Genomic DNA, 20,121 nt, shown 5'->3' with positions numbered 1-20,121 from the left:
TCCTGATTTTCCCTGGTTCTGTGGGGAAGAATTTTATAATATGCTTAAGGAAAAATTTCCATTAAAATAAAGAGGATATAAAAATGAATAACATAAACCTTGATTCTTTAAATAAAACAAGGGAACAGATTTTAAGGGGAGAATTCCCAGAGAAAAAATCCTTTGAAGTTCATGGTGAATGGATTTTTAATGAGGAAGGTCAATTTAAAGCAGAAATTGAGTTCCCAAAAGGTAAGCTAAATTTAATAACTGACCAGCCACCACCCTCAGGAGGTAGAGGTAACGCTCCAAATCCTGTTCAATACTGTGTATTTGCTATGATATCCTGTTATGCTACAACTTTTATGACAATTGCTGCTTCTAAAGGTATTGAAATAAAAAAATTAAAGGCAAGAGGTGCTTCGGCTCTTAATATGAAATCTGTTTTTGAAATAGAAGAAGGACCTGTTGTTGAAAAAGTCTGGATTGAACTTGTTGTAGAAAGTGATGCAGATACTAAAATTTTAGAAGAAATAAAAAAAGAAACTGATAAAAAATGCCCAGCAGCTTATGTTGTTCAGAATAAAGTTCCCTTTGAATCTCATGTATATTCTAAATAAAAAAATTTTTATACCAAATTATTGATTTTCAGATAATGATTTAGAATACAAATTGACCAGACCTGTGACCAGTTAACTCTCAAATTCTCAAATTCTTCCCATAATTTTACAATTTCTTTTCTATCAAAAAAACTTTCTATATCAAAAATTCCACCCTTTACAAAATCCAAAAGGTTTTCTCTTATCCATTTATCCATAGGAAAGGAAAAAGGTCTTTTAGGTTTTTTTATTATTTTTTCCGGTAAATAATTTTTCATAAGCTCTTTAAGAATCCTTTTTTTAAATCTATACATATCAGGAATTTTAAAAGAAAAATCAATAAGGACATTATCTAATAAGGGAACTCTTACTTCTAAACTGTGACACATACTGAAAATATCAGTATCTCTTAAAGGCTGATTATGCATATAGATTCTTAATTCAAAAACTGAGATTTTATTTTTCAAACTCAATTTATTTATCTTTTCCTCATCTAAAATAAAATAAACATATTTTACAGGGTCAAAATTCAATTTTTTATATTTAAGAATTCTTTTTAATTTATAAACTGGGAAAATTGTTCTTGTTGTTAAAAAAGCACCTCTTAAGTCCGGGTTTAATATAAAATAGGAAAATTTTTCCTTTTTATCAGGTTTTAAAAGTTTTGATAAAAAATTAAAAGGTAAATTGAATTTTTTCAGTTTTAAAGCTATTGGAATATAAAAAAAAGATGAATATCCTCCAAAAATTTCATCTCCACCGAGCCCGGATAAACATACCTTCATTCCATTTTCCCTTGCCAGTTTAGAAATAAAATATGTATTTAAACCATCAATTGTAGGAGAGTCCATAAAGGCTAAAAATTTTTCTATTTCTTTTCTTACTTCATAAGAACTTATTTCATATTCGTAATGCTCTGTTTCAAATATTTTTGAGAGAAATTTTGCATCTTCACTTTCATCAAATTCTCTTTCTTTAAAAGATAGGGAAAAAGTTTTAAAATTGCCGTAATTATTTTTGCTTATAAAATAAAGGACTGTTGATGAATCTAAACCTCCTGAAAGAAAAAGACCTATGGGTATGTCAGCAATTAAGTGAAGTTTTACACTCTCATCTAAAATATCATATAGATTTTCTTTTAATTTCTTGTAATCCTTTATAGATTTTTCAGGTTTAATTATAAAGTATTTCTCTTTTTTTAATTCTTTATCCTTTAACACAATATAAGAACCTGGTTCAAGAAATTTTATATTTTTAAAAATTGTATAGGGATAAGGTATTGAGCCAAAAATTAAATAACTTTCAATACCTTGAAAATCAATGTTTTTTTCAATAATATTTGAATTTATTATCCCTTTTATTTCAGAAGAAAAAATAAAAAAGTTATCATCTTTATAATAATAAAGGGGCTTTATTCCCATTCTATCTCTTGCCAAAAATAATTTTTTTTCTCTTTCATCCCATATTGCAAAAGCAAACATTCCTCTTAATTTATGCAATAAACCCTCTTTTTCCTCCTCATAAAGATGTAATATTACTTCTGTATCAGAATTTGATATGAATTTATGTCCCTTTTTTAAAAGTTCATTCCTTAACTCTTTATAATTGTATATTTCACCGTTAAAGGTTATCCACAAGGACCTATCTTCATTATGCATTGGTTGACGGGCATTAATTGAAAGGTCAATTATAGAAAGTCTCCTATTACCAAGAAAAACATTTTTATCCTTTGAAATGTATATTCCTTTATCATCAGGACCCCTGTGGTAGAGGGCTTCTGTAATCTTATAGATTACATCCTCCTCTATTTTTTTATTAAAAGATATTATACCAGTTATCCCACACATTATCTAAAAACCTCAATCTTTATACTCTCCTTTTCTCTTTTATCACTTTGAAGTATTAAAAAGTAAACTCCTGATTTTAAAAATTTTGTATTGAATGAATAATTGTATATTCCTTTTTCAAAACTTCTCTCAAAAATACTTAAAATCTTTGAACCCTTTATATCAAAAAGTTGAAGATTAGCTTTTCTTTTTGAGGGAACACTGAAGATAATATTTATTTTTTGCTCTCCTATACTTGATGAAACATTAACAAATCCAAATTTTCGGGGCAAGTTAGAAATTAAAGAAAAATTGGGTGGCAACTTTTCCTCTATTACAACAGGCTGGATACTTATTGCACCCTGAAAAATAAATAAGTAAAGGTCAAGATCATTACCTGTTATATTTCCATCTTCATCCACATCAATCCACAAAGCAGTCCAGAGGTCATATAAACCATAAGGAGTATTCTGTGGAATTACAAATATTCTTTCCCTTGTAATTGATTGAGGTGGAATTATAACAAGAGAATCATTTTGAGGATCATCTATAAATCCTACATTAGGATTATAAAGGGAAGCACCAAGCAAAATGTTTTCATGCTTTTTCTCACAATAGGAATAAATGTCATAATAAATTACAAATGTATCACCAGGTGTAAGTTGATTCTGTGAAACACTCACTGAATTTATCTTCATCGGCGAGGCTAAATACATATTTCCTGGCTCATAATAGTGATTTGTAATCCATTTCCATAACTTTCCCTGATAATAAGCCCATCTTCTTGAACCCCATTGACACATTCCCCTTCCGTGGCCATTGCAAGTTGTTCCTGCACAAACAGAGTCTTGTATACATGGCCAGGTTGTTCCTGTTCCACTCTTTCCATCACCACATCCACAGCTATTGTTTTCAGCAGAATATTCTGAAGGAGCATAATCAGAATTTTTTTCTAATAAAATTCCATTTGTAATATAAGTAGCAAGGGTGCAACTTGCATAAATATCACTTCCATCCCATACCTGACAGCATGCATTATCACATATATCATAATTTTGACTGTAGGGATATATCACATAATATGTTCCATAACTTCTATATGGAATTGAGCCAGCCCTTAATGTATGCTGTCCCCAAGAAGCTATCCATTCATCATCAAGCCCACTTGAAACATAAAATTCTAAATCCATAACAACAACATCGGAACAGTTCCAGCAACTACAGGATTTTCCAACTCTTATTGAAGGAGGCGGATCCAAAAGGGTTCTGAAAAGTCCCTCCTCTTTTTTACCTTCAAATCCTCTATAAGGAGAAGGGGGTAATTCTTCACCTGTTCCTTTTCCTCTTATTTCAGGTATTATCTCTTCACCTTTCCCTTTTTTCATCTTTATCTTTAATATTAAATTTTCCGGAATCAAAAAGATTTCCCTTTTAACTTTTTTATAACCTTTAAGTTCCAAAACTACCGTGTCTCTCGGAATTTCGTCAAGAGAAGAATAATCTCTTTCAGGTAATTCTATCCAGAATTCAAATATTCCTTTTTCATCTGTAATTGTTTTTAAATCTTTTCCTTTAAAAAGAACTTCAACATCCCTCAAAGGAAAACCCTTTTCATCAGATACATATCCGCGAATTCCTGTTAACCCTTCTCTTTCAGGTAAAAATAAATTTTCTTTTTTTAATGGAGAAAGATAAACCGATACATTTAAACTTTCTTGAGGAGTAATGAAAAAATAAGTTTCAATAGGTGAATAACCTTCTGAGTAAAAATAAAACTCATATTCTCCTGAAGGTAAGGAGAAAGTATATAATCCATCAGTTTTTACCTTAACCTTTAAATTCCCATTTTTAAAAACCTTTATTTCCGCAGGTATCACATAACCTGTATATGCATTTTCCGTTCTTAAAACTATTTTACCTTTCTCAAGTTTGGAAGCAAAAGATATAATAATTAAACTTAAAAGCATATTTTTACCTCCCCTTTATAAAATATTTATATCTTGTATTTTAAGCATAATCAAGGTAAAATATAAAATGGAAAATAAGAAAAAACAAATAAAAATAAAAATTGGTGGAATGACCTGTGCAAGTTGTGTAAGGAGAGTAGAGAACTCTTTAAAAAACTTAAAGGGAATTTTGAATGTTAATGTAAATTTAGCAACTGAAAGCGCAATAATTACTTATGATGAAAATTTTTTAAAAATAGATAACATAAAAAAAAGAATTAATGATATAGGTTATAAATTTCTCGGAATTTCCTCTGATGAAAGTTATGAAATAGATGAAAAAGAAAAAAAGAAATACATAGATAAACTTAAAAAAAGAGTTTATATAGGATTTGGTGGCGGAATTTTACTTTTATTCTTAATGTATGGTGAATATTTGGGGCTAAACTTCAAAAATTTTAAAGGTTTACTTTTCCTTCAGTTATTAATAGCAGCTCCCCTTATGGTATATGTAGGGGGTCCAATTTTTAAAAAAGCCTTAAATGGAATTAAAAATAAAGATTTAAATATGGATGTTATGTATGCTATCGGAATAGGCTCAAGCTTTTTTTCAAGCCTTCTTGCTACTTTTAAAATTATTCCAGAAAACTATAATTTTTATGAAGCGAGCGTACTCCTTGCAGCCTTTTTAACCCTTGGAAGACTCCTTGAAAATTTAGCAAAAAATAGAACAGGTGAAGCTATAAAAAAACTTATAGATTTAAGACCAAAAGAGGCAACGGTTTTAAAAGATGGTAAAGAGTTAAAAATTCCAATAAAAGAAGTTAAACCAGGAGATATTTTGTTAGTTAAACCTGGTGAAAAAATACCAACTGATGGAATTGTAATAGAAGGAGAGAGTTTCCTTGATGAATCAATGGTAAGGGGTGAACCAATTCCTGAATTTAAGAAAAAAGGTGATGAAGTTATAGGTGGAACTATAAATCAGAATGGTTATTTAAAAATTACTGTTACAAAAGATTTTAAAGAAACATTCCTCTCACAGGTTATAAAACTTGTTGAAGAAGCTCAGTATACAAAACCACAGGTACAAAAACTTGCTGACAGAATTGTAATATATTTTATTCCTGTTGTCCTTATTATAGCAATTTTCTCTTACATTTTCTGGAGATTTTTTGGAAATGTTAATATAATGCCACCCTCCCTATTTGCCTTTATATCTCTTATATCTGTTCTTGTCATAGCCTGTCCCTGCGCTTTTGGTCTCGCAACTCCTACTGCAATAACTGCAGGAATAGGAAAAGGTGCTGAACTTGGAATACTTATAAGAAATGGTGAAGCTCTTGAAACCTTAAAGAAAATTAATACAATAATTTTTGACAAAACCGGAACATTAACAAAAGGAAAACCAGAAGTTGAAAGTGTTATAACATTTAATAATATAAAGGAGGAAGAACTTATACTTTATGCTGCATCTGCTGAAAAAAATTCAGAGCATCCACTTGCAAAATCTATTTTAAATTACACTGAAAAAATTAAAATAAACTTAATAGAACCTGAAAAATTTGAAAGCTTTCCTGGGAAAGGTATAAGAGCAATAATCAAGGGAAAAGAAGTTTATGTTGGAAATAAAAATTTTTTAAGGGAGATAAAAATTGAAATAAATGAACATATAGAAAAAGAAATAGAAAAACTGGAAGAAGAGGCAAAAACTCTGCTTTTAGTAGCAATTGATGGTAAAATAAAGGGGATAATAGCAGTTAGTGATAAAATAAAAGAAAATGCTAAAGAAATAATTTCCTATCTCAAAAAAAAGAAGAAAAAGGTTTATATGATTACAGGTGACACAAAAAAATCTGCTGAAGCGGTTGCGAGAAAACTTTCTATTGATAATGTAATAGCAGAAGTTTTACCCCATGAAAAAAGGGAGAAAGTAAAGGAACTTCAGAAAAAAGGAGAAATTGTTGCTTTTATTGGAGATGGTATAAATGATTCACCTGCATTAACACAGGCGGATGTAGGAATTGCTTTAGGTTCTGGAACTGATATAGCAATTGAAAGTGGTGATATAGTGCTTTTAAGGGATGATTTAAGAGATGTTATAATTGCAATGGAACTTTCTATTAAAACCTTAAACAAAATAAAACAGAATATATTCTGGGCTTTGATTTATAATTTAATACTGATTCCCTTTGCAGCAGGACTATTTTATTTATTATTTAGAGTGCCTTTCAGACCAGAATGGTCAGCAGCAGCAATGGCCTTAAGCTCTATATCAGTTGTAACGAACTCTCTGCTTCTAAAAAAATATAAACCTTCTTTGAAAATCTAAAAATTTTATATTATAATTACCCTATACCCCCATAAGGTATAAGGAGGAAAAAATGAAACTGGATGAAAAAACAAAGGAAGAAGTGCTTCCAAGAATAAAAAAAATAGAAGGTCAAATTCAAGGAATAATTAAAATGATAGAAGAAAGAAGGGAGTGTCCTGAAATTATAAATCAGATAAATGCAGCAAAAAGGGCACTTGAAAAGGTGGCACTTATTATAATGGAATCCCACATAAAGCTTCATGTATCCCAATCTTTTAAAAGAAATATAAATAAAGAGGCAATTATTGAGGAACTTACGGAAACAATTTTTAAATTTTTAAAATAAAATGAAAAGAAAAAACTGTTGTGAAAAATGTGAAATTGAAATAAAAAAGGAAGATTTAGAAGAAAAAAGAAAAAATCTTAAGGAAATAATTGTAATTTCAATTTCCTTAATTTTATTTTTATCAGGTATATTAATTTCGAAGAAAATAGTACTTTTAATTGCCTATATAATTTCAGGTGAGCCAATAATAAGAAGAGCAATAAGAAATATCTTAAAGGGGAATTTTTTTGATGAAAACACTTTAATGTCTGTTGCTACTATTGGCGCAATTTTAATAAATGAAGTAGAAGAAGCTGTTGTTGTTGCCCTTTTTTATAGAGTAGGAGAATTTCTACAAAGTATTTCAATTCAGAGATCAAAAAGAAGAATAAAAAAGATCCTTGAACTTAAACCAAACTTCGCAAATATTAAAAGAGGTGATACTGTGGTCAGAGTAAAACCAGAAGAAGTAAAAAGTGGAGAAATTATAATTGTCAAACCAGGAGAAAAAGTTCCACTTGATGGAATTATAATTAAAGGTGAATCCTATGTTGATACATCCCCTTTAACAGGTGAATCAGTCCCTAAATTTTTTAAAAAGGGGGATGAAATCAATGCAGGTGTTATAAATAAAGAAAGTGTCCTTGAAATTAAAGTTTTAAAAGAATTTAAAGAATCAAGCATAAATAAGATACTTGAACTTGTTGAAAAAGCAAAGGAAAAAAAGGCAAATCCTGAAAAATTCATAACAAAATTCTCAAAATATTACACTCCCTTCGTTCTAATTATAAGTTTTCTTATAGCTTTTCTTTTACCCTTAACAACTGATCTAACAATAAGAGATTCAATTTACAGAGCCCTTGTCCTTCTTGTTATATCCTGTCCCTGTGCTCTTGTGATAAGTGTTCCCCTTTCCTACTTTGTCGGAATAGGGACCTGTTCAAAAAATGGAATTCTTGTTAAGGGTTCAAATTACCTTGATATTTTAAATGAAATCAAATTTTTTCTTTTTGATAAAACAGGAACACTCACAGAAGGTGTTTTTAAGGTCAGGGATATAAAAAATTTTAATGGCTTTAGAAAGGAAGAAATTCTTGAGATCTCAGCTTATGCAGAAGCAAATTCAAATCATCCAATTGCAAAAGCAATAAAAGAATATTATGGAAAAGAGATAAAAAATATTGAAATGGAAGAGTTCAGTGAAAAACCTGGACTTGGAATAAAGGCTAAATTTAAAGGAAGAAAAGTTTTAGTTGGAAGTGACAGATTTCTTCATGAAAATAATATAGATCATGAAACATGTAAGGGAGACGGAACTACTGTCCATGTAGTTATTGATAATGTTTATGCTGGATATATAACTATTTCAGATGAAATCAGAAAGGAAGCAAAAGCGGTGATAGAAAATTTAAAAAAACTAAAAATTAAAATAGGTATGTTAACAGGTGATGAAAAATTTGTTGCAGAAGAAATAAATAAAAAATTAAACCTTGACTTTTTTAAAGCGGAACTTTTACCAGAAGAAAAAGTTAAAGAAATAGAAAATTTAAAAAATAGTCATAAAGTTGCTTTTCTTGGAGATGGAATAAATGATGCTGCTGCCATAGCAGTTTCAGATGTGGGAATCGCAATGGGAGCTATGGGCCAGGATGCTGCAATTGAAAGTTCAGATATTGTTATAATGGATGACAATTTATCAAAAATAAAAAAGCTTTTCTCAATTTCAAAGAAAACTAAAAATATAGTTTTTATGAACATCATCTTCGCAATTTTAATAAAGGTACTTTTTATATACTTAGGTTCAATTGGAATTGCCAAAATGTGGGAAGCAGTTTTTGCTGATATGGGCGTCTCTATTATTGCAATTTTAAACTCAATGAGGATTATGAAATCTTAGAAAAAGCAATTTCTAAATCCTCTATAAGATCCTCAACATCCTCTATACCAACTGAAACCCTTATCAGATTTTCTCTTATACCTACTTTCTTTTTTTCTTCCTCTGATAGAGAGGCGTGTGTCATAATATAAGGAATTTCTATAAGGGATTCAACACCTCCAAGAGATTCAGCAAGGGAAAATATTTTTAAACTTTCAACAAATTTTTTGGCATCTTCTAATTTTCCCTTTATCTCAAAGGAAAGCATACCGCCAAAACCTTTCATTTGCTTTAAGGCAAGTTCGTGTTGGGGGTGGGATTTTAAACCAGGGTAATAAACCTTTTCTACTTTAGGGTGATTTTCAAGAAACTCAGCAATTTTTTTTGCATTTTCTTCATGTTTTAACATCCTTAAAGTTAAAGTTTTTATACCCCTTATTACCATATAGGAATCAAAGGGTGATAGGATTGCACCAATTGCATTCTGATTGAATTTTAATTTTTCATAAATTTTTTCATCATTAAGCATAATTGCTCCTCCAACAGAATCTGAGTGGCCGTTTATATACTTTGTAGTACTGTGAATAACAATATCAGCACCAAGTTCAAGTGGTTTCTGAAAAACAGGGCTTAAAAAGGTGTTATCAAGGATTGTTATAACATTATTTTCTTTTGCAATTTTTGATATTTCTTTTATATCACACAATTTCATAAGGGGATTTGTGGGACTTTCAAGCCATATCAATCTTGTATTTTTCTTTATTGCCCTTTTAACATTATCCAAAAACCTTGCATCCACATAACCTACTTCAATATTATAATTTTCACTTAAAATTTTAAAAAGCCTCTTTGTTCCACCATATAAATCATCAAAGGCAATTATATGATCACCTGATTTTAAAAGGGTTAAAAGTAAGGTGCTTTCCGCAGCCATTCCTGAAGAAAAAGCAAGAGCAAACTTTGCATTTTCAAGAATAGCAAGTTTTTTTTCAAGAGAATCTCTTGTAGGGTTACCTGTTCTTGAGTATTCATAACCTCCTGTTGGTTTTTCTGCTTCCCTTCTTGCAAAAGTTGTTGAAAGGTGAATCGGAATAACTACATCACCATATCCACCTTCCTTTAAATTTGGTTCTTCACCAATATGAATAAGTTTTGTATTGTATCTCATAAAAATTTCTCCTTTTTCATCCATTCATCGTTATAAAATTTTGAAAGATAATTTCTACCTGTATCAGGTAAAATTACAACAATAATTGAATTTTCATCAAGATCTTTTGCTAACTTCAAGCTTGCAAATACTGCTGAACCTGATGAGCCTCCAGCTAATATTCCCTCTATTCTTGCAAGTCTCCTTGCTGTTTCAAATGAAGATTTATCATCAACTACTATAATCTCATCTATCAAACTTAAATCACAGGTAGAAGGCAAAAAATCCTCCCCTATACCCTCCACTTTATACTGATGAATCTCACCTTTAGTATTATAAAATAATTCATGATAAATAGAGCCTTCTGGATCAACTCCTATAACTTTGATTCGGGGATTTTTTTCTTTTAAAAATTTTGTAACACCTGTAATAGTTCCACCTGTCCCAATTCCACAGACAAAATGAGTAATTTTACCATCTGTATCCTCCCATATTTCAGGTCCTGTTGTTAAATAATGGGCCAAGGGATTGAATGGATTTGCATACTGATTGGGCAAAAAAGAATTTTCTATCTCCTTTGCTAATCTCTCTGCAACTTTATAATAACTTCTTTCATCCTCAGGAGGAACATCTGTCGGACACCTTATAACTTCAGCACCATAGGCTCTTAAGAGCATTTCCTTTTCTTTACTTACCTTATCAGGCATTGTAAATATCATCTTATAACCCTTTATTGCACAAACAATTGCAAGACCAACCCCTGTATTTCCTGATGTGGGCTCTATAATAGTTGCACCTTCTTTTATAAGACCCCTTCTCTCCGCCTCCTCAATCATCTTTATCCCAATTCTATCCTTAACACTTCCTCCAGGATTCATAAATTCAAGTTTTAAAAATATTCTCGCCCTTATATCACCCTTAAATCTTTCACTGAGTTCAACAAGAGGAGTTTTACCAATAAGCTCTAACAAACTTTTTTTAATATTCATTTTTAAAATTATAAACTATTCTTAAAATTCTTTTCAAAAATAGTAATAAATATTTTTAAAAAATCTAAATTTGCAATTATTATAAATGGATGTTATAATATAAATCAGGTTCTAACCCTGATTTAATAAAGGGAGCTATCATGAGATTTTTTAAAAATTTAATTTTTTTTATTTCAATAAGTTTAATCTCTTTAAATTTAATAGCCCAAGAACATCCAGGGGAGCATCCGGGTAGGCTCGAAAAGATAAGACCTGATGATCTAAAAAGGGCGATAACCGATTATGTAAACACAGATTCAAAAATCAAAGGAGGATACTTTTTAATATGGGATACAGAACTTAAGCAAGTATGGAGACTGAATTTTAAAGGACTTCATAAAGAAGTTAGGGTTCTAAGTGATGGAAGGTATTTTATGTGTTCCGATTTTATATCAGCAGACGGGGAAACAATACTTGATATAGATTTCTGGTTAAAAGAAGATATGATGGACCTTAAGGTTGTTGATATTAAAATTCATAAGATATCTAGTAAAGAAAGATTTAAATATGAAGGAGAAAAACTAAAAGAATTAAAATGAATAGAGTTACTTTAAGAGGGAATCCTTTAACTCTTGAAGGGGAGCTTCCTGAAAAAGGAAAATCCGCTCCTTTATTCATTGCCCTTGATGAAAATTTTTCTTTAAAATCTCTTAAGAGTTTTGAGGGTAAAATTAAAATAATTTCTTCTGTTCCTTCTCTTGATACTCCTGTTTGTTCAACTGAAACTAAAAAAATTTCTGAAATGATGAAAAAATTTGAATCTCCTGAATATATTTTCATAACCATAAGTATGGACCTTCCTTTTGCCCAGAAGAGATGGTGTGGAGCTAATGGAGTAAATAATGTAATTACTCTTTCTGATTTTAAAGATAAATCCTTCGGGAAAAATTATGGTGTTCTTATCAAGGAAAATGGTCTTCTGGCAAGGTGTGTTTTCATAATTGATAAAGATGATACAATAAGATACATTCAACTTGTCCCAGAGATTACAAGTGAACCTGATTACTCTGATATTGAAGAAAATCTAAAAAAGATTTAAAAATTTAAAAAAATTTATTAAATAAATTATGCACACTTTTTTTCTTTTGGTTTTGTTAAATTTAGATTCATTAAAGTAGAAATAAATTACAGTGTGTCATTATTTGATATCCCTGAGAATTCAGAATTGAATTTATGGATACCTTTACCTTTAGAAAGTTCAGAACAGAAGATTTTAAAGGAAGAAATAAAATCGGAATTACTTACAGTATAAATCTGGAAAAAAGGTATAAAAATAGAGTACTCTTTTTAAGAAGTAATAAAAAAAGAGAACTGAATATTGAATTAAAATTTTTGATTTTGAGATATGAATCAAAGGAAATTAAGAATGAATTTTCTGATTTATCTATTTTTTTAAAACCTGATAGACTGATACCTATTAATGACAGCACAATTAAGATCGCAAAAAATATAATTAATGGAAAAAAGGGAGATAATTTTGAAATAGCAAAAATAATTTATAATTATACACTTTTCTATATGACCTATGATAAAAGTGGTGAAGGTTGGGGAAGGGGAGACTTCTGGTATGCCTGTAAGTATAAGAAAGGAAACTGCACAGATTTTCATTCCTTTTTTATTGGACTCGCAAGAAGTTTAAAAATTCCCAGTTTTTTTGAAATTGGACTTTCTATACCAAGGGAGAAAAAAGAAGGCTCAATAAATGGGTATCATTGCTGGGCTTATTTTTATAACAAGGGGAAATGGTTTCCGGTTGATATTTCAGAAGCGGATAAAAATAATGAACTTAAGGATTATTATTTTGGTAGACTTGACCCCTATAGAATAAGTTTTACAAAAGGAAGGGATATAGTTCTTGAACCTCCTCAAAAAGGTGAACCACTCAATTATTTCATTTACCCTTATGTAGAAATAAATGGAAAAAATTTTAATAACATAAAATACGAATTTAGATATAAAATTTTAAATTAATTTTTGATAACTTTGGAACTTCCTTACCTATCGGTGGCTATATAGAAATATTTCTAACAAACTAAAAGTTTATAAAGATTTTCACATAGGATAACCTTTCATCAGAGGGGTTAATATTTTCAGCCTTTTCCCATAAAATTAAAGCATCCTCATTATTTCCTTGATGAAAAAGTTTAATTGAATATATCATTAGTTCTTCATAAAGTTTAGAATTTCCTTTAAAATTCTCAATAATTCTACTTTCAAGTAATTTTGACTCTTCAAGAGGGTATGTTTTGACAGATTTCGATATAAGAAGAAGAGCTTCAACTAATTTTTTGTTTTTTTCCATATTTACAGCCTGATCATAAAAAACCTTAGATTTTTCTTTAAGCTTATTCTCTATCCTTGTCTTTGTTACCATCAACTGGGAGGAAATATAACCTTCAATTTCAAGTTCCTGTATAGCATCATAAGCTTTTTCGTAATTTTCATTTTTTATGTAAAATTCAAGATCTCTTTCAAGGGATTTAATTTTTCTTTCCCTTTTTTCCTCACACTTTTTAATCCATTCAGAAAGAACTTCATTCTTTTTAATTTTTCTGAATTCATTTATTGCATCTCTGTATCTTTTATCTGAGTAAAATTTCAAGGCATTAAAAAGAAATTCCCTTTCCACTTTAATTTGTGTTTTTCTCAAAATTATCTCTTCTATTTCTCTTAATTTATAACCAAGAATTTCAGGTTTTTCAAGAGTTTCGTAAGAGTTTTTAATAACAGAATAAGCATCAAGATAATTAGAAGCAGCAAGATTTTTTTCGTATTCTGATATAGCAAGCTCAATCTTGTTCTTTAAAAGATTACTTTTTATTTCAACAAAATAGTTATATGAATTTTTAAATGTTTTATCTATATAAATTATCTCCATAAAAAACTTATAGGAACTTATAAAATTTTTATTTTCATACTCCTTAACAGCTTTTAAATAAAGTGAATCAAGATTAAAGGGATAAAGAGGTTTAACTTCTTTAAAAACAATTTTTTTTGGTTCTGGCTTTGGTTCAATAATAGGTTCTTTCTTCTTCTCGGGAAATTTTATCTTTAAAGGTTTAAAATTCATTCCAAAGCTCAATCTATGGATATTACCAAAATCTCCATAGGGTTCAAAAGCATAATCAAAATTAAAACCAGAATATTTTAGTCCAAAACCAAAAGTTAAACCAGCTAAAGAATAGGCATCTTTATAGCCTGTTTTATAACCCATTCTCAAAAAAAGTATATCTTTAATGAGATATTCAAACCCTGTATGAAACTCGGTGTTTTCTTTTAATATTTTAAAAACTTCAAGGGCAAATTTTAAATCTTTAAAATAAAAACCAGCTCCAAGTCTTAAAGATGAAGGTAATTCATAATTTTCAGATTTCAATTTCAATTTACTTCCAAAATTAGATAAAACACCTCCAATTTCAAAGAAAGATATTTCAGGTTTATATAAAAAACCAAAATCCAAAGCAAAGGAAGAAGAACTGAAAGTATCTATTTTTTCATACACATTTTTTATTGACAAACCTAAACTTAAATTTCTATATAAAAAGGAAGCAATTGAAAAATTTGTATTTAAAAAAGATGCCCCGAAGAGAGAAAAAGTTTCTGAAGGTCCAGTTCTCCCTTCCAGTTCTGAAACAAAAAAACCATAAAAATTTAAACCAGTATGAATTTTACCAAAAGGATGGGATACACTGAAAGATTCCAACCTCATATCAAGGAGATAATTGGTATGGGAAGCCATAAAATTACCCATATCCTGCATAGAAAGTAGAGCAGGATTGAAATATGTTGCATTAGCATCTCTCACAAAAACAGAACCTATTGAACCCATTGAAATTTCCCTTGCACCTATACCAAGGGTTAAGAATTTAGCACCAACTAAAAATACTAATAAATTAATAAAAATTCCCATAATTTACCTCACTATTGCAAATTTCTTCAAAACTGTTTTACTTTCTTTTGTATCAATTGCATCTGCCTTTAATCTGAAAATATAAACTCCTGGAGCAAGATTTCTAAGATTTAATTTTATAGCATTTGAATTTATCGTATGAGGCTTAACACCTCCTTTGAAAATACCAGATGATTCCATAATTTTCTTACCTCTTATATCAAAAATTTCAACTTGAACCTTTGCATTCTGATTTATGTAAAAATGGAAATTACCCTCAGAACTGGCAGGATTCGGCCATAAATAAACCGTATTCTCAGGTAAAAACTCACCTTTAGCTTGAATTAATACTGAATCCTCAATTTTCTTTGGAGTTCCATAATCCTTATAATGTGCAACAATCCGTGCTATTCCAATATCAGCTCCTTCAGTAATTATTTTACCCCTGTATAAATTACCACTAATTTCAAAAAGTGGAAGTTCTAACTTCAAACTACCTTTAGAAGTTATAAGACTACAAACTGGTGACTCTCCAAAGGAAATATTTGCAGAAACTTCTACCTTTAAACTGTCTCCAATGTAAACAATATCAGGTGAATGGGTAAGATTTACCATCATGGGAATATAAAAAATAACCCTATAAAGCGGACTTTCACCTTTTTTTCTGTCAGCTGGATGCCCTGTATCAAAATCATTATCATGGGAATAAACTTTATAAACTATTTCACCTGAATCCTGACCTGGTATCTGTATAAGAGTTCTGAAAGTGTCACCAAAGGTTCTGTCTAATTTTAGCTCATTAAAAGTATTATCAATTTCACCATCATTATCCCAAAGGAGATAAACTCCCTGGCCTAAAGAACCTGTGCTATCATCATAAACTCCTGAAGGATCCTGAATTACTCCCTTTATATAGAAGTTGGTATTGGGATTAATATATCCCTGTGTAAATCCAATAAAAGAAGGAGGTAATGTATCATCATCAGGTGATATAACAAACTTTATTGTATCGAATTTACCAAAATTGTTATTTATGTCCTTAGCATGAACAAAAATATAATGGGTTTCACCTGCTTTGAAATTTAAAGGAACTAAATCAATTTTCTTATAAACTTCTTCAAAATTTTCATCAAAATTTCCATCAGAAGGATCAAGGAAAATTCCAGATCCATTCTGACCTATTGAATCAATGAAAAACTCAGCATAAGTTATAATTGAATTACCTCTTCCTGTATCCGAAACTATAACATTTATATCAAGATAATTAAAAGGTTCTGGAGAAACTGGATTTATGGAAGCAATTGAAACAGGACCCTCTGTATCAGGTCTCAATTCTGTTATAAAAAAGAAAATTCTTTGTCCAGCCAATCTGTTTCCCGCAACATCAGTTATATTCTGAGAAACACTAACAAAAACTGTTTCATGTGAAGAAAACCCAGTATGAGGATCAAGAGTTATAACAAAATTTGTAGAATCATAAGTTAAATTAAAAGTATGAAAACCACTCCTTTTGCCTCTAATTTCAAAGTTTGTATCGGCAACAGTTCTTCTATTTAATTTTTCTGAAAAACTTATTTTTATATCAGTATTATATGGAACATTGGAGGAACCATGAGATGGAATTATTGAAGTGATATTAGGGGGAACAAGGTCAAAAATTACAGAATCCTCTGGAATAAAAGTCTGAACTTCCACATTACCTGCTGAATCCTTTGAAACTACTTCAAAAAAGTATTTGTGACCATGCTGACCAATAAAAATATAAGAAAGGGAATTTATATCACCTATAAGTAAATTCCACTGACCTTCTCCATCCTTGTAATAAACATCATATCCCTTAATTCCTGCTCCACCAAAATCCTCACCAGAAGTCCAGGTAACAATAAGTGTATCATTTATAGAGTATAAAGGTGTACTTGCAGTGGCTCCCTGGGGTGGAATTGGGTCATATCTCAAAAGAACAGAATCAATATTGTGATAATCAAGATTTCCTAAACCATTAACAAGCCACATATAAAGTTTAACTCCACCCTGAACTTTTGTATATACTGTGTCAGGAGGATTACCTCTTAAAGAACCTGTGGTATCATAATTACTCTGCGGTCTTGAACCTAATTTGTATAGAGCCTTTACAATACCTGTTGGATCATAGGGATTTTGCCAGGTTAAAATAAAAACTGTATCTTTTGTCCAAGGAGAAGGATTTGAACCATTTGCAAGAATATTTTGAGGCGGAAGAGGCACTATATTTCCCACATAAATAGAATCTTCGGGAATACCCATTAAAACTTCCTTATTACCTGCACTATCAACAGAAATAACTTCAAAATAATAAAAAGTATCATAAAGTGATGCCTGAAAATTTATAAAAGTATCAACTATACTGTCAGCATATAAAATCCATGATGAATTCTTTACCCTATAGTAAAGCTCATAATGTATTATACCGGATAAATTATCAGAACCCTTTGTCCATTTAACAGGGAAAACTGACTGATTCGTAGATGACTCTATAATATTACAGGTTGCATTCAAAGGTTTTGTTTTATCATATCTTAGATTACAGGAAGATGAATTGTTGTGAGAAATATTACCAAGAGAATCACTTAGCCAGAGGTATAAAGGAATTATACCTTCCTGATCTACACTCAAAGTATCCGGACTTCTATGAAAACTACTTGTAGTGTCATAAGGATTAAAAGGAGGTGAATTTAACTTATAGAATCTATTTCTTATGCCTGATATATCATAAGGCTCAGTCCATGTTATAATAAATCTATTAATATTTGTCCAGGGCGAAGGATTTGAGCCATTGGCAAGTAAATTTAAAGGTGGTGATGGTGCTTTAAAATCAACAAATATTGAATCCTCTGCAAACCCTGTTAAAATTTCCTTATTACCTGCGCTATCAACAGAAATAACTTCAAAGTAATAAAAAGTATCAGTAATTGAAAAATTGAAACTTATAAAGGTATCAGTTATATTTGATTGATACAGATTCCATGTTCCACCTTTAACCTTGTAATAGAGTTCATAAAATTTTATACCTGATAGATTATCAGAGCCCCTTGACCAGTTTATAATATAATTAATTTGATTCGTAGATTTTTCAGGAATCTTAACTGATGAATTCAATGGCTTTGTTATATCATACCTCAATTTAACATTCCCTCTATTATTATGATTAACATTTGAAGCAGAATCCTCAAACCAAAGATAAAGATCTATTATACCCTCTGAAGAAATAGTAACAGTATCAGGACTTTTATGAAATGTTCCTGTTGTATCAAAAGAGGAATTTGGTGGGGAACCGAGTTTAAAAAACCTTTTTCTTATTCCTGAAAAATCACTTGGTTCAACCCATGTTATAATAAATTGAGAGTTATTTGTCCATGGTGAAGGTGAAGAACCATTTGCATAAAGATTTTGAGGAGCAGAAGGAGGAGTTAAATCAAAAGATAAAGTATCCTCAGGGAGAAATGATCCAATTTCTTCATTATAGGCACTATCGAGAGAGGTAACTTCAAAAAAGTATGTGTGTCCGTCCAATCCGGTGAAAATTTCCTGTGTATCAGGGTGATTAGAAAGCCATAAAGTCCAAGGTCCATTTCCATCTCTGTAATAAACATTATAACCCATAATACCTGAGGGTGGATTTCCCAAATCATTTCCTTTTGTCCATGAGATGGTATAGGTGGATGTATTTGAAAATTTTATGTTTATTTTTGTTTTTGAATTTATAGGTTTAGAAATATCATATCTCAAGTAAACAACAGAGTAATTGTTATAGTTTAAATTACCTGCATTATCCTGAAGCCATAAATACAGAGGAACAATACCTTCTGTATTAATTTGAACTGTATCAGGAGAATTAGCTTTCAATGTCCCTGTTGTATCAAAATTAGAAGTGGGTGCTAAATAAAGTTTATATAGGGCTCTTTTTATTCCACTTTCATCTTGAGGATTTACCCAGTTTAATTCAAATATTCCTGTATTATTCCATGGTGAGGGGTTATCACCATTTGCGGTTAAATTTAAGGGGGCTGAAGGCGGGTCAACATCTCTGAGTTCTGCAATTTTAAGATCCTGATTTGTAGCATCATAATAACCTATAACAGGTGTTCCATAAGTGGTAAGAGCAAGAGATGAAGACATACCCACATCACCTGTTGTATCTATTGTTAATACATTAAATGTATTATAATTGGGATAATCAAAGGAATAAGCAACTTTAAGGTCCCCATTATCCCCATTATAATAACTTATCCAAACATTTCTACTTGTTTTATCATATTTTATTGATGTCCATCTTCCGTTAAGAGAACCCCCGCCTGGTAGATCAATCCCCCTTGACTGCCAAGTATTTCCATTAAAAAAATGTAAATAAAGACCTTCTGACCCTTGACCTCCATATTTTCTATGAGAAATAAAAGGATAATTATTATTATCAAGAGAAATAGAGGTAAAACTACCATACTGATTATTTACAATGGTTTGAATCTGCCAGTTTCCATAATTACCTGTTGCATATTTCAAAGCATTATTTGTCTGGTCATTATAACTTATATGAACTTTTCCATTTTCATCTACAATAATGGAGGTATATCTTCCTACATTAGCTGAATTATCAACTGTCTCTATAATCCATGAGGAAGTAGGTTTATAGGCATACTTAAGAGCAGTATTTGTATTATCAAAATAACTTATATGGGGAATCCCATTTTGATCCACATAAATAGAAGTAAACTGCCCCACATTTCCTATATTATCAACTGTTTCTATAACCCAGAATAATCCGTTATAATAAGCATACTTTAAATCTCTATTACTTACATCATAGTAAGAAATATGCGGTCTATTATTTAAATCAAGGGAGATTGAACTCCATTTTCCTACATCTGATAATAATCCATCAACTGTTTCAATTTTCCAAATTGAACCATCATAATAAGCAAATTTTAGATCCCCATTTGTAGAATCATAATAAGAGATATAGTATCTATTTTGATTATCAATTTTAATTGATGTATATTTCCCTACATTTCCTGTTGCATCTACCACCTGAGTTTGCCAAGTTAAACCATTTAGAGAACTAAATAACATAAAATACCAAAAAATTTTATATATTCTGTTCATAATTTACCCTTTTAATTAATTTAAATAATTATAAAATAAAAAAAAATTTTTTGTCA

13 protein-coding genes are annotated in these 20,121 nt (G+C 30.2%); 7 read left to right on the top strand and 6 right to left on the bottom strand.

The window, feature by feature from the left end:
- Window positions 1-83: 83 nt before the first annotated feature.
- Window positions 84-599: an OsmC family protein gene (locus ABIN17_06460; GenBank protein ID MEO0284692.1), complete on the top strand. Its 516-nt coding sequence runs from the start codon at window positions 84-86 to the stop codon at window positions 597-599.
- Window positions 600-607: 8 nt separating this feature from the next.
- On the opposite strand, the gene asnB is transcribed toward ABIN17_06460, so the two are convergent.
- The gene (gene asnB / locus ABIN17_06455) at window positions 608-2,425 is read right to left on the bottom strand and encodes an asparagine synthase (glutamine-hydrolyzing) (protein MEO0284691.1); all 1,818 of its coding nucleotides are present in this window, start codon (window positions 2,423-2,425) and stop codon (window positions 608-610) included.
- On the bottom strand, window positions 2,425-4,371 hold the full coding sequence (locus tag ABIN17_06450; protein ID MEO0284690.1) for a SpoIID/LytB domain-containing protein: 1,947 nt from the start codon (window positions 4,369-4,371) through the stop codon (window positions 2,425-2,427). The genes asnB and ABIN17_06450 overlap by 1 nt, the downstream gene beginning before the upstream one ends.
- A 67-nt stretch (window positions 4,372-4,438) precedes the next feature.
- Here ABIN17_06450 and ABIN17_06445 point away from each other — a divergent pair, with 67 nt between their 5' ends.
- Genes ABIN17_06445 through ABIN17_06435 form a run of 3 tightly spaced genes read left to right on the top strand, consistent with a single transcriptional unit; the run spans window position 4,439 to window position 8,886 of the window.
- Entirely contained in the window at window positions 4,439-6,682 is a 2,244-nt protein-coding gene (locus tag ABIN17_06445; protein MEO0284689.1) for a heavy metal translocating P-type ATPase, read from the top strand.
- Between the two features lie 52 nt (window positions 6,683-6,734).
- A complete protein-coding gene (locus tag ABIN17_06440; GenBank protein MEO0284688.1) occupies window positions 6,735-7,010 on the top strand; it encodes a metal-sensitive transcriptional regulator in 276 nt (91 codons plus the stop codon).
- Window position 7,011: 1 nt separating this feature from the next.
- Window positions 7,012-8,886 (top strand): heavy metal translocating P-type ATPase, encoded by a 1,875-nt coding sequence (locus tag ABIN17_06435; GenBank protein MEO0284687.1) that lies wholly within the window; start codon window positions 7,012-7,014, stop codon window positions 8,884-8,886.
- Here the strand turns inward: ABIN17_06435 and ABIN17_06430 are convergent.
- Together ABIN17_06430 and ABIN17_06425 are read right to left on the bottom strand one after the other, a co-directional pair.
- The gene (locus ABIN17_06430) at window positions 8,873-10,033 is read right to left on the bottom strand and encodes a PLP-dependent aspartate aminotransferase family protein (protein MEO0284686.1); all 1,161 of its coding nucleotides are present in this window, start codon (window positions 10,031-10,033) and stop codon (window positions 8,873-8,875) included. The two genes, ABIN17_06435 and ABIN17_06430, sit on opposite strands and share 14 nt — an antisense overlap.
- Window positions 10,030-11,001 carry a cysteine synthase gene (locus ABIN17_06425; GenBank protein MEO0284685.1) on the bottom strand — a complete coding sequence of 324 codons (972 nt, stop codon included), beginning with the start codon at window positions 10,999-11,001 and terminating at the stop codon, window positions 10,030-10,032. The genes ABIN17_06430 and ABIN17_06425 overlap by 4 nt, the downstream gene beginning before the upstream one ends.
- Before the next feature lie 140 nt (window positions 11,002-11,141).
- Here ABIN17_06425 and ABIN17_06420 point away from each other — a divergent pair, with 140 nt between their 5' ends.
- The 3 genes from ABIN17_06420 (at window position 11,142) to ABIN17_06410 (ending at window position 13,011) form a co-directional block, all read left to right on the top strand.
- Window positions 11,142-11,579, top strand: a complete 438-nt coding sequence (locus ABIN17_06420; GenBank protein ID MEO0284684.1) for a hypothetical protein — start codon at window positions 11,142-11,144, stop codon at window positions 11,577-11,579.
- Complete coding sequence (tpx, locus tag ABIN17_06415; GenBank protein ID MEO0284683.1) at window positions 11,576-12,079, top strand: thiol peroxidase; 504 nt, start codon at window positions 11,576-11,578, stop codon at window positions 12,077-12,079. The genes ABIN17_06420 and tpx overlap by 4 nt, the downstream gene beginning before the upstream one ends.
- 134 nt (window positions 12,080-12,213) lie before the next feature.
- The gene (locus ABIN17_06410; GenBank protein ID MEO0284682.1) at window positions 12,214-13,011 is read left to right on the top strand and encodes a transglutaminase domain-containing protein; all 798 of its coding nucleotides are present in this window, start codon (window positions 12,214-12,216) and stop codon (window positions 13,009-13,011) included.
- Between the two features lie 61 nt (window positions 13,012-13,072).
- Here the strand turns inward: ABIN17_06410 and ABIN17_06405 are convergent, their stop codons facing one another.
- Both ABIN17_06405 and ABIN17_06400 read right to left on the bottom strand, forming a co-directional pair.
- Complete coding sequence (locus ABIN17_06405) at window positions 13,073-14,950, bottom strand: PorV/PorQ family protein (protein MEO0284681.1); 1,878 nt, start codon at window positions 14,948-14,950, stop codon at window positions 13,073-13,075.
- Window positions 14,951-14,953: 3 nt separating this feature from the next.
- Window positions 14,954-20,065 carry an Ig-like domain-containing protein gene (locus tag ABIN17_06400; protein ID MEO0284680.1) on the bottom strand — a complete coding sequence of 1,704 codons (5,112 nt, stop codon included), beginning with the start codon at window positions 20,063-20,065 and terminating at the stop codon, window positions 14,954-14,956.
- Window positions 20,066-20,121: the final 56 nt, after the last annotated feature.

This window comes from candidate division WOR-3 bacterium (assembly GCA_039803925.1).
In the GTDB taxonomy this organism is placed as follows: Bacteria; Hydrothermota; Hydrothermia; order Hydrothermales; family JAJRUZ01; genus JBCNVI01.
This window is presented reverse-complemented; position numbering and strand designations above follow the sequence as displayed.